This is a genomic window from Anoxybacillus suryakundensis, assembly GCF_001418025.1.
GTDB lineage: Bacteria > Bacillota > Bacilli > Bacillales > Anoxybacillaceae > Anoxybacillus > Anoxybacillus tengchongensis.
The window spans coordinates 101,070-119,601 of the sequence record NZ_LIOK01000002.1; the positions used below are offsets into that span (position 1 = coordinate 101,070).

Consider the following 18,532-nt stretch of genomic DNA (forward strand, 5'->3'; position numbering starts at 1 on the left):
GGTCTTTTTTCGCATACTATTCGTATGAAAACGAAAGGAAGATGCGATATGCCTTATACATTTGTCGAACATTCCGTTCCTTTGTACTATGAGATGATTGGAAGCGGAACACCGATTGTATTCGTTCATCCCCCCGGCATGGGAAGCGTGACATTTCATCGTCAGCGCGAACTTTCTTCTTCATTTCAAATCGTGACATATGATTTAAGGGGAAATGGAAAAAGCGGAAAAGGAAATAAACCGATAACGATGGACGTATTAGCGAGCGATTTGCATGAGCTGTTCAATCATCTCGAACTGAAAGAAGCGATTGTTTGTGGCTATTCAAACGGCGGCTCGATCGCCCAACATTTTGCGTTGCAATATCCCCATCAAGTGAAAGCGCTTATATTAATTGGCGGATTTTCTGAAGTATGTACGCCACTATTGTACGGGGAATTTCTCATAGGGATTTATGCGGTAAAATGGCATGGCCTTTCTATTCTCGCAAACGTGCTCGGCAACTCGCACGGCATAACGAAAGAAGAACAACAAATGATTGCCGATTACGTTCGATTATGCGATCGTCAGCGACTGTATGAAATGTATGTGACAGGGCTTCATTATCGGTCGACCGATCGCCTACATGAACTTCGTTGCCCGATTTTGCTTATATACGGGGCGCGCGATTATTACGTCCATACATATGGGTGTATATTTCAACAACATGCACACGATGTCCGCATCGTATATGTGGACGGAGCAAGACATCAAATTCCAACGAAACACGATCAAGAACTTCACTTAATTATTCGCTCATATTTTTCATAAGAAAAGCTGACGGTTATTTTCCGCCAGCTTTTTGTTTTAAATCGTCGCGAACCGTCCCTTCCCACCGATCGACGTTTGTATAATATGCTGCTCGGCTAATGAAATGGGCCGCTACAGGAGATGTCATGAAAATAAAAACGATGCCAAGTAATAAGCGGGAGTTGAAATGGTTATTTTCAATAAAAAAATGCAAAAATGCCCCGAGTAAAATGCACATGATGCCAAGCGTCGTACTTTTGCTGATGGCGTGGCTACGCGTATATACATCCGGCAATCGAATCGCACCGACAGCAGATAAAAGTGTAAGCACCGCACCGAGTAAAATAAGTACAGCAACAAGCACGTTAGCGATCGTTACCACGTTCGATCACAACCCCTTTCTCTAAAAACTTCGCAAATGCGACCGTTCCGACAAACGCTAAAATGCCGATGAGCAAAATGACGTCTAAAAACGCGCTCGTGTTTAATAGCATAGAAACGATTGCGACCATTCCAGCGAGGGTAATCCCCATCGCATCAAGTGCAATAATGCGATCGGCTGTGCTTGGACCTTTGACGACGCGATATAAAAAACCGATCATCGCTAATGAAAGAATGACGAGAGCGATGTTTAAAATCATTTACTCACCTCCATAATCGTTTTTTCAAACGATTGTTTAATGCTTTCAATCGCCTCATGCACATCTGGGCTGTTTAACGCGTGAATATATAACGTGCTTCCATCATCCGATACGTCTAAAACGAGCGTGCCGGGAGTCAATGTAATGAGCATAGCTAACATCGTAATTTCCCATTCTTTTTTTAACTCCGTTGGCAAAGCGAAAATAGCAGGCTGAATCGTCAACTGACGTTTCATGACGACTTTTGCTACAGCAATGTTTGATAAAATGAGCTCTTTCAAAAAGATGAACAGCAATTTCATCATGACGAACACCGGAACGAGATAAAAGCGGGAATGGAAAAAACGGCGCAACATAAAAATAATAAACAATCCGATCATATAGCCAACGATAAATGATGCTCCATTAAACGAAACGGTTAAAAACATCCATACGAACGCTAAACAGACATTTAATAAAATTTGAAATGCCATCTTCTCTACTCCTTTAACACCGCTTGAATGTACATACTCGGATCGACTAATACACTTACCGCATCAGCAACAAACGGGCGGACAAATTCAATACTAACGCCATATGCAACAGATAAAACAAGCAAAAACAACACCGGAACGAATCGTCCATCAAGCTTCTTTTGTTCAAATCCTTTTTTCTCGCCCCAAAAGCCGTTCATAAATATTTTCATTACCGAATATAACACAAGCAAACTCGACAATAAAATGACGACTGCTTCAAAGATAAGATGTTGATCGAAACTTGCTTTCACAATGAACAGCTTGCCGATAAAGCCACTAAATGGTGGAATGCCTGCGAGCGATAACGCAGCGATAAAAAACGCCCAACCGAGAAGCGGATACGATGTCATCAACCCAGAAAATGAACGAATATCGTTTGAACGAGTAATTGAAAAGACGATACCGACGAATAAAAAGAGCATCGCTTTCATGACCATATCTTGCAACAAATAAAAAATCGTTCCTTCTAAACTGTCTGGCGTCATCATGGAAATGCCGAAAATCATCACGCCGACTGCTGCAATAATGTTATAAATGACGATGTAGCGCATATCGTTGTAGGCGACTGCTCCGATGACGCCGATGACAATCGTGCCAAGCGCAAGCCAAGCGAGCAACGTATGCGTATACATCGCATCATGCGTAAATAACAATGTAAATGTACGCAAAATAGAATATACTCCTACTTTCGTCAACAATCCACCAAACAGCGCTAACACCGGTGTTGGTGGCGCATAATACGCACCTGGAAGCCAAAAGTATAGCGGGAAAATCGCCCCTTTTAATCCGAATACGATCATAAACAACACCGCAATAACCGTTAAAATTGGCGATGAGCCTAGGTCGTGAATGCGCTGAGCTAAATGAGCCATATTTAACGTCCCTGTCACCGCATATAAATAAGCAACCGCCACGACGAATAGCGCGGACGAAATGACGTTGACAAGCGTATATTTAATCGTTTCACGCAATTGAATTTTCGTGCCTCCAAGTACAAGCAACACGTAAGAAGACATGAGCATCACTTCAAAAAAGACGAACAAGTTAAACAAATCGCCTGTCGTAAATGCCCCGTTGACGCCGACGAGCAAAAATTGAAAAAACGAATAGTAATAAAACGTTTCCCGTTTATGCCCGATCGCATAAAACGAATACATTAAACAAGCGAGGGCAATGATGCTCGTCGTCAATACAAGCAAAGCAGATAGCGAATCCGACACGAGCGTAATGCCAAATGGGGCTGGCCAATTTCCGACGTTTAACGTCTGAATGCCGTTCGTATGCACACGATAAAGCAAGACGCTGCTTGCGACGATTAAACTCGTTGTTGCGAGCGTCGAAACAGCACGTTGCCAAAAGACGTGCTTCGGAAAGAAAATAAGAATAATGGCCGTCACAAGCGGTATGAGAATTGGCCAAAGCAGAAGGTTACTCATCTCCCTTCATCCCTTCCATATGATCTGTTCCAATTTCTTGATAAGAACGATACGCTAACACTAAGAAAAATGCTGTTACCCCAAAACTAATGACGATTGCTGTTAAAATGAGCGCTTGCGGGAGCGGATCAACGTATCGTGCCGCTTTTTCCCCTAAAAGCGGTGGGGCACCTACTTTTAGCCCGCCCATCGTCAACAACAACAAATGAGCGCCATGGCTAAGCAACCCTGTGCCGATAATAATGCGAAGTAAACTTTTGCTGAGCAACAAATATGTCGCAGCGGTAAATAACACACCGATGACGACAATCATAAGCAATTCCATTAGTCGCTCTCCCCTATCGTTTCAATAATAATCAACGTCACACCAACGACGACAAAATAAACACCTAAGTCAAACAACACAGCGGTATGAAGCGACGTATGGTCAAGCAACGGCAAATGGACGTATTCATACGCATGCGTTAAAAACGGGCGGTCGAGAAACATGCTGCTCATCCCCGTTCCGACCGCAAACAACAGTCCAATCGCAACAAGCCATTTGTAATTAATAGGAACCATTTTTCGAACGGTTTCAATATCAAACGCTAAAAGCAACAAAACGATCGCTCCAGCCGTCATTAACCCGCCAATAAATCCGCCACCAGGATAATAGTGCCCAGCAAAAAACAACTGAACGGAAAATAACACGATGATCGGCGTGACAACCGCTGTTGTCGTTCGTAAAATGACATCGTTTCGTCTCATCGCTCCTCCTCCTTCGCGAGCCGCAATTTCACCATCGCATAAATGCCTAAGGCGGCAATCGCTAATACGCATATTTCAAACAACGTATCAAAGCCACGAAAATCGACTAAAATGACATTGACCATATTTTTTCCAGCCGCTTTTTCATACGTATTGTCCACGTAATATTGCGAAATGGCATCGAAATGTTTTCCGGCATACGCTAAAAAGGCAATGACGCTCATCGTCACTCCGACTGCAATCGAAATCAGGGCGTTCTTTAAATTAAAACCGACGCCTTCTTGCTTTTGACTAAACTTCGGCAAATGATAAAAGCAAAGCAAAAAGAGCGCGACCGAAATCGTTTCAATAACAAGTTGAGTCAAAGCCAAGTCAGGCGCACGAAATAAAACGAAAAATAGCGCAACTGCATAGCCAACTGCCCCTAATGAAACGATTGCTGTTAAACGTGATTTCGCAATAACCGTTGTGACCGTTGCTGCCACAATCGCTACCGCTAAAACGACTTCATACACACGAATGTTTGCTAAACGGCTTAAATCGATGTTCCATTGCTCGTTCCAACCGATCGTAAACAAAAGCAAGGCAACGAGCGATGTAAAAATATAAATTAAATACGTACGCATCGAGCCTGTCATGATGCGCGATGTAAACGAACGAGCACCTCTTTCCATCCAGACGAACGATTGATCGTACAAAAAGTTCAGCGACATCCGCTCAGAAAAGCGATAATATATTTTTTTCCATTTTGGAAACGTACGATATAACAGCAAACCAAACAATAATACGCCGATCGTCATAAACAATTCTGGTGTAAAGCCGTGCCAATGGGAAATATGCACATCAAGCGCTTCATTTGGCGTAAACAATCCGTATAGCACCGCATATACGGCTGGAGCTAATACAGAGTCAGACAATACATTCGGCACAAATCCGATGAAAATGACGAGCAACGCTAACACAATTGGCGCGATAAGCATGCCGATCGGTGCTTCATGCGCTTCTTTTTTCAACAAGTGCGGCTTATATTTCCCGAAAAACGTTCGGCTGACTAAAAGCGCGCTATATAAAAACGTAAATATGCTTGCCACCCATGCGACGACAGGCAACACAACCGCCCATCCCGCAACGTCTTTTGCCCGCAACATTGCGGTAAAAAACATTTCTTTACTTAAAAAGCCGTTAAACGGTGGCAATCCTGCCATCGACAGCGAGCCAACGAGCGCGATCGTAAACGTCACCGGCATGATCGTCATTAAACCACCAAGACGACGAATGTCGCGCGTTCCTGTTTCATGATCAACAATCCCAACGACCATAAACAAACTTCCTTTAAACGTCGCATGGTTAAATAAATGGAAAATAGCAGCTAACACCGCGACCATAAATACATTTTCGTCTATCCCATCATAATGAAACGATAGCCCTCCGATCCCTAACAGCGCCGTAATTAAACCGAGCTGACTGACCGTTGAATACGCTAAAATCGCTTTTAAATCTGTTTGTTTGGAGGCTAAAAACGAAGCCCAACATAACGTCACAAGGCCAACGAGCGCAATCGTCCAAACCCAAACAGATGAAACGGCGAAAATCGGCGTCAAACGAGCAATTAAATAAATACCTGCTTTCACCATCGTAGCAGAATGTAAATATGCGCTGACGGGCGTTGGCGCTTCCATCGCATCAGGCAACCAAATGTAAAATGGAAATTGCGCTGATTTCGTAAAAGCACCAAACAAAATAAGGAAAAGTGCGGGGATAAAAAGCGGATGTTCCGTTAATGGTGTATGCATAAGCTCACGAATGTTATACGTTCCACCTGCGATCGCAAGCGCCACAAATCCCCCGAGCATCAGCAGTCCGCCAAACATCGTAATCAGCATTGATTTTTGTGCGCCATAGCGCGATCGATCGCGTGTGTACCAATAGGCGATCAATAAAAACGACGAAATGGACGTCAACTCCCAAAATACATATAGCGAAATTAAGTGGTCGGAAAGCACAACCCCAAGCATCGCTCCCATAAATAAAAGTAAATAGACGTAAAAGTTTCCGAGTTGCTCTTTTCCTTTTTGTAAATAATAAATCGAATAAAGGACAACAAGCGAGCCGATACCTGTAATAAGTAGCGCAAATAATAAGCTTAATCCGTCAACATATACGTCAAATGAAATGTGAAGCGACGGAATCCAATGCAACGTGGCGCTCACTGCTTCATACTGACGCACGTTCTCCATATAAGATAAAAAGTAGACAAATAGCGCAATCGGCAACGGTAAAACAAACCATCCGACATGAAACGAACGAATCAATTTGTACAAAAACGGAACGAGTAGCGCCAACAAAAATGGCGCAAACATCGCGATATGTAATGTCGGCATAACAATCAACCCCCTTCTGACATAGCCATCCGCTTTTTTATACGTGCCATATGTATAAAAAGTTTCACTTTTTTTCAAAATACATAGTAAAAATAAAGAAAGGAAGACACGTGATGGTTCTTTTTTTTATCATTGCCATGATGGTCGATCACTATGAAACAACAGTCAAAAAAATAGAGCCTCCCGCTTACGCCACCGTAAACGAAAAGCTCGATCAGCCGTTTCAACCGAGGCAATATATTCGGAAAATAGAAAGGAAAGAGAAGGAGAAAACAAACTAGCTTACAGTTCGCTTGCGAGCCCTTCTAATTCATCCGCCGATGCCGATACGTGTGTCATCGCTTCGTGAATTTCACTAACCGCTTGTACACATGCTTTCATTTCATCATCAATACGCACGTTATATTGGCAAATTCGCTCAAGCGCTGACGCAAATTCATCGAAAAACGTATACACCGTTTCTATTCCGTTTGTACTCTCGGTCACTGATAGCGACGCTTGTTCGAGCGATTGCGACATGGCTAAAATGTGATGATGAATGTCACTTAATACGCGCGCAACATCTGCAACGGACTGTTTCGTTTGCGTAGCAAGCTTACGCACTTCGTTAGCGACGACCGCAAATCCTTTGCCATGTTCTCCTGCGCGCGCTGCTTCAATGGATGCGTTCAATGAAAGCATATTTGTTTGATCGGCAATCGATGTGACAAGAGATGCGATATGTTCAATTTCTTTCATTGCTTGTTGAAGCTTGTCCATATTCGTCTCAATTTGTTTCATTTTTTCGTTCATTTGTAACATGTTTTCGACTTGCATTTGCAACTGTTGTTTTCCTTGCGTCGATTTTTCTGCGCTCGCTATCGCTACGGTAGACGCTTCTTTTGCCGCTTGCGAAATGCTTGTTGCTTGTTCGTTTAATGACGCAACGGAAGCGCTTACTTCGTCAGATGCGTGACTTAACTGTTGTAGCGATAATTTCACTTGTTCTTTCATTTGTTGTTTTAACGTCTCCATTTGCAGACGAAGCAATTCGTTCTCTCGTTCATATTGTTCAAGAACGAGTTGTTGTTCAACGTTTAACATTTTCGAAACTGTTTTCATGACTGCGATGACATACGATTGTTGAGGCAATTGCTCTAGCATCACCGCTAAAATTTCCTCAAGTAAATGTTGAAACGAAGCGATATACCATTTCGGCTCTAAGCCGATGCGCACATGCGCTTGGGCAACGCGACGTCTTTTTTCAATAAACGCTTCATCCATATGTCCACTGAACATTTCTTTGACATGTACCGTTAACGTTTGTTTTAGTCGCTCTATTGTACTATGTTGTTGAATGATGGAAAGCAAATGGCTTTCTTTTTGTAATGCACCGTAAAATGCATCGACAATGCGCGCAATGTGCGCATCAATATAAGGTTTGACATGTTGCAAAATCGCCATATCTTTTGTCGTCATCCCAATGAGCGCGAGTTGCCGTTCGACCGTTCCTTCGCTTAGACGAATCGGCTCTTCTTTCATTTGTAAAATGACTTCAAGTTTTTCATCTCGCTGTTCTTGTTTTCGTTTAAACAATGTCCGAGCCCCCTTAAATCACATAAACAACTTACCTATATGTTTATGTTAGCAAACAGAAGAAAAAAAGAAAACACCCATTTAGTTGGGTGCTTTCCATTGTTCGCCTAATGTTCGGATCGAGTCGATGACCGCATCTAATTTTCCTTCAATCCGATGCAGTAAATAAAACGTCACCGCAATCGGAAAACCGACATCGGAAAGAAGCGACAAATACGCTTCCATCTTTCTCATCCCTTTCTTTTTCGGTTGATATATAACAAGGTGCCCCGAAACATAGGGCACCCGAACCGTTTACATAAACGTCCATTCTGTTACTGTTGTATCAATGAGGCGCGCGCCTTTTTTCCCCATTAGATCGCCTCCGCTTGATGGAAAGACGTTTGCAGCAATGATCACATCCATCACATTCGCAACTTGTATTTGTGTAACATCGTCACGCGGAGCATCAACGCTCAGACGAACGGTCTTTCCTTCCTCATTTACAAACTGTAATTCAAGCGTTTTCATTTGTTATCCCTCCTTACTCGCCTAATACATGCACATCGTTGCGATACACGTGAACGAGCGGGGCGCTTTGCAAAGATGCAAGCGCTTGAGCGACAGAGACGAGCGAGCTTTCCGTTGCGTTCGGTTTAATCGTATACGTCCTATTTTTATAGATCGGTTTGCCCGCCTCTGTTGCGCCCACTTCAAACGTTAAACGAAGTTGTGAACGTTGAAGCATGTTCCTCCCCTCCTTTCACTTATAACTATCGCAACGATAACGGCGAAAGGTTAGGGACTACATCCATTTTTCTGCCCATTTTTGCACAGCTTCCATCACAATATGTAAATCTTTTCCTTTAGGTGTTAATTCATATTCAATTCGGACAGGCTTTTCAGGATATACATGACGAACGATAATTTGTTCTTCTTCTAACTCCTTTAATCGTTCCGTTAACATCTTTTGACTAATTTCTGGAATACTTTCTGCTAAATCTTTAAACCGAAGCGGTCCGCGAAATAATACGTGAATAATCAGTCCATTCCATCGCTTCCCAAGCAGTTGAAACGCCGCTTCAATTTTCGGACAGACGTGTGAATGTTCCATCTCTCATCACCCTATGCATGAAATTTGACAAACTTATTGTAACTAAATTAATATAAACATTGTTTCTAACAAAAAGTAAGTTATTTTCTTTTATAAAGGAGGATTATATATGCTTTCGATTATTGAACAACGGCAATCCGTCCGAAAATACGATCCGACTGCTTCGATTTCTAAGGAACAATTAATAAAACTGTTGCAGTTAGCAGGAAAAGCGCCTTCCGCTTGGAATTTACAACATTGGCATTTCGTCGCCATTTACGGAAAAGAAGCGCAACAAAAACTTCTTCCGATCGCTTACAACCAACAACAAATCGTTGATGCGTCTGCCGTTGTTGCGGTACTTGGCGACTTAGAAGCCAATAAAAAAACAGATGCGGTCTATGATCCGCTTGTCGCAGCAGGAAAAATGACAAAAGAAGTGAAAGAAACGCTCGCAAAGCAAATTGAACAGGCATATACAAACCGCCAATATGCGCGCGATGCGGCATTCTCAAACGCATCGTTAGCCGCGATGCAATTCATGCTTGCGGCAAAAGCGGAAGGATTCGATACGTGCGCCATCGGCGGCTTTGACACACAAGCGTTTATGGAAGCATTCCACATCCCACACCGCTACATTCCGGTGATGCTTATTACAATCGGAAAAGCGAGCGCCCCTGCTCATCCATCGTCCCGTTTATCAATTGAGGAAATAACGACGTGGGTAAATGGATAAAACGACCCGTTTTAAGACGGGTCGTTTTTATAGAGGGGCAACATCATACGAACCCGCGTTCCTTTGCCGACTTTACTTTCAATTTGCATCGTGCCTTTATGCTCATGAACGATTTTCATACTTGTCGTTAAGCCAAGTCCCATACCTTTTTCTTTTAACGTATAAAACGGTTCACCGATATGTTTTAATCGCTCTTGTTCAATGCCTTTTCCTGTATCTTCGATGACAACATAAACGCAGTCATCTTCATCTTTCGTGGAAATCGTCAGTTTTCCCCCTTTTGGCATCGCTTCTAATGCGTTTTTCACGATATTGACAAACACTTGAATGAGTTCGTTTTTATCCCCATATACGATGGCAGACGTACGCGGTTCGTATTTCATTTGTACGTTTTGTAAAATCGCTTCGTACGTAAACAGCTCGATCACATATTCGAGCACGTCGTGTAAGGCAAGCGGTTTGTACGCTTTCATTTGCGGTTTCGCAAGCACGAGCAGTTGGGTAACGATTTGATTGACGCGCTCAATTTCATCGAGCATAATTTGCACAAATCGCTCATCTACTTGTTTCGTTTCTTTCATCATTTGCAAAAATCCTTTAATCGACGTTAACGGATTGCGAATTTCATGGGCGATGCCTGCTGCTAATTCCCCGATCACCGATAGCTTTTCTTTTTTCAACAACAGCTGCTCAGCAATTTTTTGTTGTGTAATGTCGCGACCGATGACGACAAGTCCTTTACGTTTGCCGTTTCCATGAAACAGCGGCACTTTAATGACGTCAAATGTTTTCATTTCACCGTTCGGCATCGCAAACGATTCTTCTGCGCGCGTGACTGTTTTCGCTTGCCACGCTTCTTCATCGGAATCGATGCAGTAAAGTAATGCTTCGCGAAAATGAGGAGTGTATTCCGCAAGCTCGGCATCTGTTTTTCCTTTATAATCGACATGCTCAAGCCCGTATAGCTTTAAGCCAAATTCGTTTACCCTTAGCCAACGGCCTTGTCCATCTTTAAACGATACGAAATCGGGCATCGCATGAATGAGCGTCAACAACTCTTGCTCGCTTTCTGCCATTTGTTTTAACTGACGATGTTTTCTTAAAGCGATATACATAAAGACGGCAGATAAAATGACAAAAAGCGAGCCTTTGAGCGTCTGAACGTACGGAGCGATATGTGGCGGAATAGGCAACTGCTCTACATATAAATCGGTTAATACAATCCAAATGATACTTACAATCACATAAGCAAAAACGGCGTATTTCATCTGACAACGGAACCTTTCTTCATTTACATTTCCCTCATCCATTGGGCTAGCTTCATCGCAAGTGGTTGCACATATTGTTCGTCTAATACGTTCGCAAGCGATTGTTGTAGACGTGATTCGATATAAGTAAAATCGTCATAAGTGACATGCATCGACCATTCTAAATAAGGAATAGCGACAACGATATATTGTTCTTTTTTATTTTCATAAATGTATACATTTTGTTGAGTAGAATCTTGATGAATACATGTTTTTCTTATTTTCATCTTGCTCATGCCTTTCCATTTTTTATTATCATAACACAAAAAATTCCCATTATTCAAAGCATTTTTTTAGGCAAATACGCTATTTCCCGCCCTTTTTTCGCCTCATTTTCTGCATTTCCTTAAAGGAAACACCGCATATGCCTAACGGAAACGGGGCGTTTTTTCCTATTTTCTCTTTCGCGCAACGTAAGCGTGTTTGATAAGCTACATGTAACCGCGGAATACGTGAAGGCGCGCCTTCGGGAAAGGGATATATATGTCATTTGAAGCCATCGTTGAGCAATATCGTCCGCTTATTTCCTATACCATCCGTCAATTACATATTCGTCGCCATGTCGATGAATATGTGCAAATCGGTTTAATCGCGCTTTGGGAAGCGTACGAACGATATGATAAAACGAAAGGCTCATTTTATTCGTTCGCATATAAAATGATTCGTTGGCGCATCGTATCACAGCTTCGGAAAGAGACGAAAAACATACATGTTCCGTTGCCAAATGAATATGTGCTAAAAGAAGATGTCGATTTTTTTGCCGACATCGTATGGAAAGATGCGCTGCAATATTTAACGCCACGCGAGCAAATATGGTTCATTCGTCATGTGAGGGAAGGAAAAACGTTTAAACAAATTGCCGCTGAAGAAGGCGTTACCGTCAATGCGGTGAAACAATGGCGCATGTCGGCCGTAAAAAAATTAAAACGATACGTTAACTGCGCGGTCGATCCATATAGTAATACATGACGTCGCCACCGCGCTGCGCAACGCCGCGAAAATGTTTAAAATCTTCCTGTTGGACGAGCACATGACGAAACGTTAAAAAATGTTCTTTTTTCACAAGCACATGCGGAATGTCTTTTGCGCGCAATTGTTGTAAAAGTTGCTTTGCTTCTTGTTCAGTCATCGTCATCCCTCCCTCTTTGTTTTAACTTGCTTACAGACACATGTCAATACGATGTGTGAATGCCTAATTTTGTCATATCGACACACGTCTATAAAAAATGAACATACAATGTTGGTGGATTCTAAATGAAAGAAAGGAAGATGAACGATGAATGACTGGAATATGTATGAAGATTTTCGCTTAGATCAACAAATGATGCCACAACAAATGCCGTTCCCACAAATGCCGCAACAAATGCCGCAAATGATGCCGATGTCACAAATGATGCCGGGTGATTGCGGCTGTGGCATGCCGATGGGACCGATGTGGCCAATGGGACAAATGATGCCACAACAAATGCCGTTCCCGCAAATGCCGCAACAAATGCCGCAGATGATGCCGGGCGGTTGCGGGGCACCGATGTGGCCGGGAATGCCAATGCCGTATTGGCCAACGCGTTAAAAATAGTTGAAAATGCCCTTTACGAACGAGGAAAAATCATGCAAAATAGAAAAAAGGTTTAAAAATTCAAAAGTAAAGGGGATTTTCAATGAAAAAAGCGCAAATTGGCGACGTCATTGAATTTAAAAATGGGTTGCGGGGAATTGTGGAAAAAGTAAACGAAAATTCGGTCATTGTCGACTTAACGTACATGGAAAACTACAAAGAACTCGACTTGCAAGAACGGACGGTTGTGAACCATAAAAACTATAAAATTGTTGAATAACGAAAAGAGGGCTGCTTATTGTTGATGAGACAGCCCTCTTTGTTGTTTACATTCCCCTTTCATTTCGTTGCATTCGTAAATGTATACGCCTTGCTTTTCTGATAGTGCTGCGCGATACATCGCTTCTGCCACTTGTTTTGCCGCAATCGGTTTATATTTTTCCCATTTGCCAACGAACGCAAACGAAATACCGTGACAAAGCCATTCTGCTGTTTTTTCACCGAGGCGAAACTCTTGTCGCTCCCCTGTTAATAAAGACGGACGAAAAATGTGGAGCGAACGAATCGTAAGCCGCTGCAACGCCTCCTCCGTTTCTCCTTTCACGCGATTGTAAAAAAACATCGAGTGCGGATGAGCGCCAATGGCAGAAACGAATAAAAACGTTTTAACATGGCATTTTTCCGCTAATTTCGCAGCACGCAACGTATATTCGTAATCGATTTTAATAAATTGTTGTCTTGTTTTCGCTTTTTTCATCGTCGTCCCTAGGCAGCTAAACACATCATCAACGTGGAAATATTCTTCATATTGTTCGATGTGGTCAAAATCAACGACGACTTGTTGTAATTTTTCATGGTTGCACACTATTGGCTTTCGAACAAATATAGTAACTCGTTCATAATGCTCTGAACGAAGCAACCGTTGGAGAAGCTCGCCTCCAACTAGCCCGCTTGCCCCGATCACAAGAGCAGTTCTCTGTCTCAAATGAAGACCCCCCAGACGAAAAAAAAGGTTCGTAACAATTTGTCATTATATACCCGTTTACGAAAAAAAACTAGGTGTGTTTTGTGAATTTTTTAAGGCTGGCTCATAAGCCAGCCTTACTAACGATTATCTACTTTTTCTGGATATAAATCGTGGTTCAATAAACGATATTCCGCCATTTGTTCATATTTCGTTCCTGGTCGTCCCCAGTTACAATATGGGTCGATCGAAATGCCCCCGCGCGGTGTAAATTTGCCCCATACTTCAATGTAACGTGGTTCCATCACGCGAATTAAATCGTTCATAATAATATTCACGCAATCTTCATGAAAATCACCATGATTGCGGAAGCTAAATAAATATAATTTCAACGACTTGCTTTCAACACATTTTTTATCAGGAATGTAACTAATGTAAATTGTAGCAAAATCTGGTTGTCCGGTTTTAGGCAACTGCTTTTTATAAAGCAGGTGGACTATATCTTATTCTTATTCGACTGCGATATCGAATAAGAACCCTTGCGCTTCCACCACGATACTTCGTGGTGTACTCTACTCTCTTCCTCTATCACTACCTTTACTCGCTTCATGATAAAGTGATTTCGATAGTCTCTGCACCTTCCTTAAAGAACATGGCTGCATACATCGCCCTTTCTTCTTTAAGGCTTGGCTCAGGGTTGGAGAAATAGGGTTCTAATAAATAGATAAGGCGATTTTCTTGTTCCATCCTCGCATAGTAATTGTCTTGCCGATGGATATTACGATGACACGGGGAACATAGGCATTGATAAATTTCACGAAAGTTTTCTTTGTGAAACTTATGCATTTCAGAAATGACAGACATTGTGTCTAAACAATTCCTTTGATCCAAATAAAAGCAAATCGCGTGAAAAATTTTTGTAAAAGATAATAGATGATGTCCATTACAAGTGATCGATCTGACTCCACAGCACTCACAAGTATAGTCTTTTTCAATAACTATATATCTATTCCAAGTGTCGAGAACGTACTCTTTCACACTAAGACGATCAATGTGTTCGTAGACATGAGGACTATAAAACCCGCCTTTCCAATTCTCGGATTTCATTCTATTAGAAAGTGAATACCTTTTCTTCTTTCTCCTCACTATGTTTTCAAAAACATCTAATCCATACTCTTCAATAATCTTTTCTTTCTCCGAGTGCTTAGGTAGTCCATAAATTTGTCTCCATCTTTCAAGACTAGACCAATCCATACCTAATTCAATGGACAACTCATGAATAATCTTCCCAATGTAAATAAACTGCTTAGTAAACCATTCCTTATCTCTCCATGGCGTGTTGTACAATACAAACACCTCCACAAACATACGTTCCTTTGTTTGTATTGTACATAAAAATTCAGATAATTCCCACCCTTTTTCTCTTTCCCTGAATTCACAAGGTTTAGCCGACAGTGTCACCACTGAAGTGTGCCCTCATTGACACAAGCTCGTAAACTCCGGACAGTTAAATTTGACGAAATAGTCGCGATCTGGATGTTTGTTGTCAAACACTTCAAGAATGTCTGGGCTGTATTCGAATACATATTTTGTTCCTTGGTTGCCAAGGAGCGTCACTCCTTGTAGTTCTTCATCTTTTCTCATGATGGTGTTTCCCTCCTTTATACTTATACGCCGCGGCGATTGCCCCATAATAATGTGTGCAGTTGTGGCAATACGCGGACGTTGTTCATTTCTTTAGACTGTACTACTTTGTCAACAAGCCATTCAAGCTTTTGCAATAGTTTGAGGCGAAGCGCAACGTCATCTGCCTCATGTATGTCGTCGTTACCGACTTGCACGTAAAATGGGACGGTTGGATAGCGTTCATGCACATGTTGGGCATATACAAAATCTTCATCGTCAAACACGACGACTTTTAAGCTCACATGTCCACGATGCGCTGTTAGTCGTTCCATCATCGTATCAAGCGTCGCAAAGTTAGTTTCCATGTTTGAGCTTGGTGGCTTTGGTGAAATCGTTAAATCGTCGATGTCATAAAACCAATCTTGCCATACGCTCCCTTGCGTCTCTAAACCGATGCGCATGTTATGTTCTTTTAATAATGAAATAAGTGCACGAAGTCCCTTGAGTAACGCAGGGTTGCCCCCAGAAATAGTCACATGATTGAAACGGTCGCCACCAAGCTGTTTCATCTGTTGCCAAATGGCTTCAGCGGTCATTTGTTTTATTTCATGTTTCGCTGAACCGTCCCACGTAAACGATGAGTCGCACCAACGACAACGATAGTCGCATCCTGCTGTGCGGACAAACATCGTTTTTTGCCCGATGACCATCCCTTCTCCTTGAATCGTCGGGCCAAAAATTTCAATAACCGGTATGCGCTCCATTATTGTTTCCCTGCTTTCGGACGATATACGACATAACTCGTTGGGGACTCTCGTACAAACACTTGGACGCACGTTGGTTTGTTTGGCAACGTGTCTAAATGTTCTTGAACAATTTCCGCAATTTTTCGCGCTACCACTTCTGTCGTCGGAAAATGCTCAGCAGCTGTATCGCTAAATACGTCTTTATGGTCGTTCATGACCGTATGATCAAAGCGGTTGTGTATAAGTTTTTTCAACTGTTGAAAGTTAATTAAAAAACCGGAATCATCGAGTTCATCACCCGCAACCGTAATGTTTATAAAATACGTATGTCCGTGCATGTTCGCACATTGCCCCGCCGCTTCATGCGGAATAAAGTGCGCAGCCGCAATTTGCATATCTTTATTTAACTCATAGCGAAACGGATGAATGACTTGCGGATAAATTTGTTGGATCATTGCACATCTGCTCCTTTCTTTTCACTCATATATTGGTCGAGACCACGCTTACGTAACACACATGCTGGGCATTCACCGCAACCGTCTGCGATAATACCGTTGTAGCACGTGAGCGTCTTGTGGCGCACGAATTCAAGCGCACCCAACTCATCCGCAAGCTTCCACGTTTCTGCTTTATTTAACCACATAAGCGGCGTATGAATGATGAATTCGTAATCCATTGCTAAGTTCAGCGTCACGTTTAACGATTTTATAAATACGTCGCGACAATCTGGATAACCGCTAAAGTCCGTTTCGCACACCCCTGTTACAAGATGGCGCGCCCCTTTTTGTTTCGCCAACACCGCCGCAAACGATAAAAACAATAAATTGCGTCCATCGACAAACGTGGATGGCAATTGTCCTTCTTTTTGTTCAATGGCGATGTCGCTTCTTGTGAGCGCATTTGGCGCGAGCTGGTTTAGTAGCGACATATCAAGCACCGTATGTGGTACGTCAAGCTCTTTAGCGATCGATGCAGCGACATCAATTTCAAGCCGATGGCGTTGATTGTAATCGAACGTCACTGCTTCGACTTCATCAAAATGTTTTTTTGCCCAAAATAAACACGTTGTACTATCTTGCCCGCCGCTAAAAACAACGACTGCTTTTTTCATCTTTCGCTCCCCTTTCTTACATGGTGAGAAGAAAGAGCGTTCTAAAACAAAAACGCTATACCCCCTAAGGACATAGCGATCCCTAGTTTTTTTATAGAGGGTGTTCTAGAACCTCTCCTACGCAAGCAGCGTAGAATTCTTCTTCAATTGTACGCCTAACAATATACCATAAAACATATATTCATTCTATAAAAATTTATGCTTTATTTGTGAACTGTTTTCAGGATATAATAACAACAAAAAAGTTAGGTGATTCAATATGACAAAACGTTCTACTTTTGACGCGGCACTTCAACAGCTACGCGAAAAATTAATGACGATGGTATCTGCATCTCAACAAGCGCTTCATGAATCAATTGAAGCGTTAAAAACGCAAGATGTCACGAAAGCTGAGGAAATTATTGAAAACGATAAAAAAATTAACGAGCTTGAACGAGAAATTAACGAACTTGCGATTATGACGATTTTAAAACAACAACCAGTCGCATCTGACTTACGGCGATTAATTGTCGCCCTTAAAATTTCATCAGATGTCGAGCGTATTGGCGACATTGCGGTCAATATCGCAAAATCGGTTAAATTTATTGGCACAGAGCCACACGTAAAACCGATCGTTCACATTCCTGAAATGGCAGCGATCGTCAATGAAATGTTAGAACATGCGCTTCACGCGTTCCATAACGATGATATTGAAGAAGCAAAACGAATTGCGCTCGAAGATGACCGTGTTGACGAATTACAAGGAAAAATTATTCAAGAATTAATTGATTTAATGAGCGAAAAGCCAGAATTCACGAACCAAATTACGCAATTGTCGTTCATCACACGCAATTTAGAGCGCGCTGGCGACCATGTGACAAACATCGCTGAAAATATTTTATATAGCGTCAAAGGTATTCGCATTGATTTAAATTATTAACCGTTTCGGTGCCTCATGTCATTTGAGGCATCTTTTTTATTTGTCGATTTTTCGATGATCTGGTGATATAATTGCGTCGGGGGAGGTGAATGAAAGTGGATGAAATGCTAAAACGTATTTTCGATGAACTCGCATTGATGCGTGAACGCATGGCGACAAAAGATGATATTGCTGCCATGAACAAGCGTATCGGGCACATTGAACAAACGATGGCGACAAAAGACGATATCGCAAGTATCGAACAACGTATGGCCACAAAAGACGATATCGCTGCTATGGACAAGCGTATCGAGCACATTGAACAAACGATGGCCACAAAAGATGATATCGCGAGCATCGAACAACGTATGGCTACAAAAGACGATATTGCTGCCATGGACAAGCGTATCGGGCACATTGAACAAACGATGGC

27 protein-coding genes, 3 pseudogenes and 1 riboswitch are annotated in these 18,532 nt (G+C 42.2%); of the genes and pseudogenes, 8 read left to right on the top strand and 22 right to left on the bottom strand.

Annotation, left to right across the window (positions count from 1 at the left end):
* The first annotated feature begins 48 nt into the window (after nt 1-48).
* Nucleotides 49-810 (top strand): alpha/beta fold hydrolase, encoded by a 762-nt coding sequence (locus ASC42_RS01720; RefSeq protein ID WP_055440278.1) that lies wholly within the window; start codon nt 49-51, stop codon nt 808-810.
* 13 nt (nt 811-823) lie between these two features.
* On the opposite strand, the gene mnhG is transcribed toward ASC42_RS01720, so the two are convergent.
* Genes mnhG through ASC42_RS01755 form a run of 7 tightly spaced genes read right to left on the bottom strand, consistent with a single transcriptional unit; the run spans nt 824 to nt 6,509 of the window.
* Complete coding sequence (gene mnhG, locus ASC42_RS01725; RefSeq protein ID WP_032100597.1) at nt 824-1,171, bottom strand: monovalent cation/H(+) antiporter subunit G; 348 nt, start codon at nt 1,169-1,171, stop codon at nt 824-826.
* Entirely contained in the window at nt 1,155-1,430 is a 276-nt protein-coding gene (locus ASC42_RS01730) for a Na(+)/H(+) antiporter subunit F1 (protein ID WP_032100598.1), read from the bottom strand. The genes mnhG and ASC42_RS01730 overlap by 17 nt, the downstream gene beginning before the upstream one ends.
* Nucleotides 1,427-1,903, bottom strand: a complete 477-nt coding sequence (locus ASC42_RS01735; protein WP_032100599.1) for a Na+/H+ antiporter subunit E — start codon at nt 1,901-1,903, stop codon at nt 1,427-1,429. Before ASC42_RS01735 ends, ASC42_RS01730 begins: the two co-directional genes overlap by 4 nt.
* A 5-nt stretch (nt 1,904-1,908) precedes the next feature.
* A complete protein-coding gene (locus ASC42_RS01740; protein WP_055440279.1) occupies nt 1,909-3,381 on the bottom strand; it encodes a Na+/H+ antiporter subunit D in 1,473 nt (490 codons plus the stop codon).
* On the bottom strand, nt 3,374-3,706 hold the full coding sequence (locus ASC42_RS01745; protein ID WP_032100601.1) for a Na(+)/H(+) antiporter subunit C: 333 nt from the start codon (nt 3,704-3,706) through the stop codon (nt 3,374-3,376). Before ASC42_RS01745 ends, ASC42_RS01740 begins: the two co-directional genes overlap by 8 nt.
* Nucleotides 3,706-4,128, bottom strand: coding sequence for a Na(+)/H(+) antiporter subunit B (locus ASC42_RS01750; protein ID WP_055440280.1), 423 nt, complete (start codon nt 4,126-4,128; stop codon nt 3,706-3,708). The genes ASC42_RS01745 and ASC42_RS01750 overlap by 1 nt, the downstream gene beginning before the upstream one ends.
* Nucleotides 4,125-6,509: a Na+/H+ antiporter subunit A gene (locus ASC42_RS01755; RefSeq protein ID WP_055440281.1), complete on the bottom strand. Its 2,385-nt coding sequence runs from the start codon at nt 6,507-6,509 to the stop codon at nt 4,125-4,127. The genes ASC42_RS01750 and ASC42_RS01755 overlap by 4 nt, the downstream gene beginning before the upstream one ends.
* Before the next feature lie 113 nt (nt 6,510-6,622).
* Between ASC42_RS01755 and ASC42_RS13960 the strand changes: the two genes are divergently transcribed.
* A complete protein-coding gene (locus ASC42_RS13960; protein WP_167338083.1) occupies nt 6,623-6,790 on the top strand; it encodes a hypothetical protein in 168 nt (55 codons plus the stop codon).
* A 1-nt stretch (nt 6,791) separates the two neighbouring features.
* On the opposite strand, the gene ASC42_RS01760 is transcribed toward ASC42_RS13960, so the two are convergent.
* The 5 genes from ASC42_RS01760 to ASC42_RS01775 form a co-directional block, all read right to left on the bottom strand.
* A complete protein-coding gene (locus ASC42_RS01760) occupies nt 6,792-8,084 on the bottom strand; it encodes a globin-coupled sensor protein (protein ID WP_055440282.1) in 1,293 nt (430 codons plus the stop codon).
* An 81-nt stretch (nt 8,085-8,165) separates the two neighbouring features.
* A complete protein-coding gene (locus tag ASC42_RS13570; protein WP_009361115.1) occupies nt 8,166-8,309 on the bottom strand; it encodes a YvrJ family protein in 144 nt (47 codons plus the stop codon).
* Between the two features lie 69 nt (nt 8,310-8,378).
* The gene (locus ASC42_RS01765; RefSeq protein ID WP_055440283.1) at nt 8,379-8,594 is read right to left on the bottom strand and encodes a DUF2922 domain-containing protein; all 216 of its coding nucleotides are present in this window, start codon (nt 8,592-8,594) and stop codon (nt 8,379-8,381) included.
* Nucleotides 8,595-8,607: 13 nt separating this feature from the next.
* A complete protein-coding gene (locus ASC42_RS01770; protein ID WP_055440284.1) occupies nt 8,608-8,811 on the bottom strand; it encodes a DUF1659 domain-containing protein in 204 nt (67 codons plus the stop codon).
* A gap of 57 nt (nt 8,812-8,868) precedes the next feature.
* Entirely contained in the window at nt 8,869-9,177 is a 309-nt protein-coding gene (locus tag ASC42_RS01775) for a winged helix-turn-helix transcriptional regulator (RefSeq protein ID WP_055440285.1), read from the bottom strand.
* A 109-nt stretch (nt 9,178-9,286) separates the two neighbouring features.
* On the opposite strand from ASC42_RS01775, the gene ASC42_RS01780 reads away from it, so the two are divergent.
* Nucleotides 9,287-9,892, top strand: coding sequence for a nitroreductase family protein (locus ASC42_RS01780; RefSeq protein ID WP_055440286.1), 606 nt, complete (start codon nt 9,287-9,289; stop codon nt 9,890-9,892).
* Nucleotides 9,893-9,903: 11 nt separating this feature from the next.
* On the opposite strand, the gene ASC42_RS01785 is transcribed toward ASC42_RS01780, so the two are convergent.
* The gene (locus tag ASC42_RS01785; protein WP_055440287.1) at nt 9,904-11,160 is read right to left on the bottom strand and encodes an ATP-binding protein; all 1,257 of its coding nucleotides are present in this window, start codon (nt 11,158-11,160) and stop codon (nt 9,904-9,906) included.
* A gap of 23 nt (nt 11,161-11,183) precedes the next feature.
* Complete coding sequence (locus tag ASC42_RS01790; RefSeq protein ID WP_055440288.1) at nt 11,184-11,426, bottom strand: YueH family protein; 243 nt, start codon at nt 11,424-11,426, stop codon at nt 11,184-11,186.
* A 256-nt stretch (nt 11,427-11,682) separates the two neighbouring features.
* On the opposite strand from ASC42_RS01790, the gene ASC42_RS01795 reads away from it, so the two are divergent.
* Nucleotides 11,683-12,168, top strand: coding sequence for a sigma-70 family RNA polymerase sigma factor (locus ASC42_RS01795; RefSeq protein WP_055440289.1), 486 nt, complete (start codon nt 11,683-11,685; stop codon nt 12,166-12,168).
* On the opposite strand, the gene ASC42_RS01800 is transcribed toward ASC42_RS01795, so the two are convergent.
* Complete coding sequence (locus tag ASC42_RS01800) at nt 12,134-12,328, bottom strand: hypothetical protein (protein WP_032100610.1); 195 nt, start codon at nt 12,326-12,328, stop codon at nt 12,134-12,136. The two genes, ASC42_RS01795 and ASC42_RS01800, sit on opposite strands and share 35 nt — an antisense overlap.
* Nucleotides 12,329-12,475: 147 nt before the next feature.
* On the opposite strand from ASC42_RS01800, the gene ASC42_RS01805 reads away from it, so the two are divergent.
* The gene (locus ASC42_RS01805; RefSeq protein WP_055440290.1) at nt 12,476-12,769 is read left to right on the top strand and encodes a hypothetical protein; all 294 of its coding nucleotides are present in this window, start codon (nt 12,476-12,478) and stop codon (nt 12,767-12,769) included.
* Between the two features lie 88 nt (nt 12,770-12,857).
* On the top strand, nt 12,858-13,034 hold the full coding sequence (locus ASC42_RS13575) for a YkvS family protein (RefSeq protein ID WP_003396733.1): 177 nt from the start codon (nt 12,858-12,860) through the stop codon (nt 13,032-13,034).
* Nucleotides 13,035-13,049: 15 nt separating this feature from the next.
* Here the strand turns inward: ASC42_RS13575 and ASC42_RS01810 are convergent, their stop codons facing one another.
* From ASC42_RS01810 to queC, 7 genes and pseudogenes are all read right to left on the bottom strand, one after another.
* Nucleotides 13,050-13,739, bottom strand: coding sequence for an oxidoreductase (locus ASC42_RS01810; protein ID WP_055440291.1), 690 nt, complete (start codon nt 13,737-13,739; stop codon nt 13,050-13,052).
* Nucleotides 13,740-13,858: 119 nt separating this feature from the next.
* Nucleotides 13,859-14,188: pseudogene (queF, locus tag ASC42_RS01815) on the bottom strand (preQ(1) synthase); the annotation flags it as partial.
* 136 nt (nt 14,189-14,324) lie between these two features.
* Nucleotides 14,325-15,182: a hypothetical protein gene (locus ASC42_RS01820; RefSeq protein WP_055440292.1), complete on the bottom strand. Its 858-nt coding sequence runs from the start codon at nt 15,180-15,182 to the stop codon at nt 14,325-14,327.
* Between the two features lie 18 nt (nt 15,183-15,200).
* Nucleotides 15,201-15,362, bottom strand: a pseudogene (locus tag ASC42_RS13580) (preQ(1) synthase); the annotation flags it as partial.
* Between the two features lie 23 nt (nt 15,363-15,385).
* Nucleotides 15,386-16,108, bottom strand: coding sequence for a 7-carboxy-7-deazaguanine synthase QueE (gene queE, locus ASC42_RS01825; RefSeq protein ID WP_055440293.1), 723 nt, complete (start codon nt 16,106-16,108; stop codon nt 15,386-15,388).
* Nucleotides 16,108-16,545, bottom strand: a complete 438-nt coding sequence (queD, locus tag ASC42_RS01830; RefSeq protein ID WP_055440294.1) for a 6-carboxytetrahydropterin synthase QueD — start codon at nt 16,543-16,545, stop codon at nt 16,108-16,110. The genes queE and queD overlap by 1 nt, the downstream gene beginning before the upstream one ends.
* Nucleotides 16,542-17,201 carry a 7-cyano-7-deazaguanine synthase QueC gene (queC, locus tag ASC42_RS01835; protein ID WP_055440295.1) on the bottom strand — a complete coding sequence of 220 codons (660 nt, stop codon included), beginning with the start codon at nt 17,199-17,201 and terminating at the stop codon, nt 16,542-16,544. Before queC ends, queD begins: the two co-directional genes overlap by 4 nt.
* A gap of 76 nt (nt 17,202-17,277) precedes the next feature.
* Nucleotides 17,278-17,322, bottom strand: a riboswitch (PreQ1 riboswitch).
* Nucleotides 17,323-17,460: 138 nt separating this feature from the next.
* Here queC and phoU point away from each other — a divergent pair.
* Together phoU and ASC42_RS14170 are read left to right on the top strand one after the other, a co-directional pair.
* Nucleotides 17,461-18,120, top strand: coding sequence for a phosphate signaling complex protein PhoU (gene phoU, locus ASC42_RS01840; RefSeq protein ID WP_055440296.1), 660 nt, complete (start codon nt 17,461-17,463; stop codon nt 18,118-18,120).
* Between the two features lie 95 nt (nt 18,121-18,215).
* Nucleotides 18,216-18,532: pseudogene (locus ASC42_RS14170) on the top strand (hypothetical protein); the annotation flags it as partial.

What these genes read in the sequence shown, in the direction of transcription:
- ASC42_RS01770 (WP_055440284.1), bottom strand. Translation starts at nt 8,811, where the DNA reads ATGCTTCAACGTTCACAACTTCGTTTAACGTTTGAAGTGGGCGCAACA.
- queE (WP_055440293.1), bottom strand. Translation starts at nt 16,108, where the DNA reads ATGGAGCGCATACCGGTTATTGAAATTTTTGGCCCGACGATTCAAGGA.
- ASC42_RS01795 (WP_055440289.1), top strand. Translation starts at nt 11,683, where the DNA reads ATGTCATTTGAAGCCATCGTTGAGCAATATCGTCCGCTTATTTCCTAT.
- ASC42_RS01745 (WP_032100601.1), bottom strand. Translation starts at nt 3,706, where the DNA reads ATGGAATTGCTTATGATTGTCGTCATCGGTGTGTTATTTACCGCTGCG.
- ASC42_RS01800 (WP_032100610.1), bottom strand. Translation starts at nt 12,328, where the DNA reads ATGACTGAACAAGAAGCAAAGCAACTTTTACAACAATTGCGCGCAAAA.
- ASC42_RS01735 (WP_032100599.1), bottom strand. Translation starts at nt 1,903, where the DNA reads ATGGCATTTCAAATTTTATTAAATGTCTGTTTAGCGTTCGTATGGATG.
- phoU (WP_055440296.1), top strand. Translation starts at nt 17,461, where the DNA reads ATGACAAAACGTTCTACTTTTGACGCGGCACTTCAACAGCTACGCGAA.
- ASC42_RS01805 (WP_055440290.1), top strand. Translation starts at nt 12,476, where the DNA reads ATGAATGACTGGAATATGTATGAAGATTTTCGCTTAGATCAACAAATG.
- queC (WP_055440295.1), bottom strand. Translation starts at nt 17,201, where the DNA reads ATGAAAAAAGCAGTCGTTGTTTTTAGCGGCGGGCAAGATAGTACAACG.
- ASC42_RS01765 (WP_055440283.1), bottom strand. Translation starts at nt 8,594, where the DNA reads ATGAAAACGCTTGAATTACAGTTTGTAAATGAGGAAGGAAAGACCGTT.
- ASC42_RS01790 (WP_055440288.1), bottom strand. Translation starts at nt 11,426, where the DNA reads ATGAAAATAAGAAAAACATGTATTCATCAAGATTCTACTCAACAAAAT.
- ASC42_RS01780 (WP_055440286.1), top strand. Translation starts at nt 9,287, where the DNA reads ATGCTTTCGATTATTGAACAACGGCAATCCGTCCGAAAATACGATCCG.
- ASC42_RS01755 (WP_055440281.1), bottom strand. Translation starts at nt 6,509, where the DNA reads ATGCCGACATTACATATCGCGATGTTTGCGCCATTTTTGTTGGCGCTA.
- ASC42_RS01785 (WP_055440287.1), bottom strand. Translation starts at nt 11,160, where the DNA reads ATGAAATACGCCGTTTTTGCTTATGTGATTGTAAGTATCATTTGGATT.
- ASC42_RS01775 (WP_055440285.1), bottom strand. Translation starts at nt 9,177, where the DNA reads ATGGAACATTCACACGTCTGTCCGAAAATTGAAGCGGCGTTTCAACTG.
- ASC42_RS13575 (WP_003396733.1), top strand. Translation starts at nt 12,858, where the DNA reads ATGAAAAAAGCGCAAATTGGCGACGTCATTGAATTTAAAAATGGGTTG.
- queD (WP_055440294.1), bottom strand. Translation starts at nt 16,545, where the DNA reads ATGATCCAACAAATTTATCCGCAAGTCATTCATCCGTTTCGCTATGAG.
- ASC42_RS01740 (WP_055440279.1), bottom strand. Translation starts at nt 3,381, where the DNA reads ATGAGTAACCTTCTGCTTTGGCCAATTCTCATACCGCTTGTGACGGCC.
- ASC42_RS13960 (WP_167338083.1), top strand. Translation starts at nt 6,623, where the DNA reads ATGGTTCTTTTTTTTATCATTGCCATGATGGTCGATCACTATGAAACA.
- ASC42_RS01720 (WP_055440278.1), top strand. Translation starts at nt 49, where the DNA reads ATGCCTTATACATTTGTCGAACATTCCGTTCCTTTGTACTATGAGATG.
- ASC42_RS01730 (WP_032100598.1), bottom strand. Translation starts at nt 1,430, where the DNA reads ATGATTTTAAACATCGCTCTCGTCATTCTTTCATTAGCGATGATCGGT.
- ASC42_RS13570 (WP_009361115.1), bottom strand. Translation starts at nt 8,309, where the DNA reads ATGGAAGCGTATTTGTCGCTTCTTTCCGATGTCGGTTTTCCGATTGCG.
- ASC42_RS01750 (WP_055440280.1), bottom strand. Translation starts at nt 4,128, where the DNA reads ATGAGACGAAACGATGTCATTTTACGAACGACAACAGCGGTTGTCACG.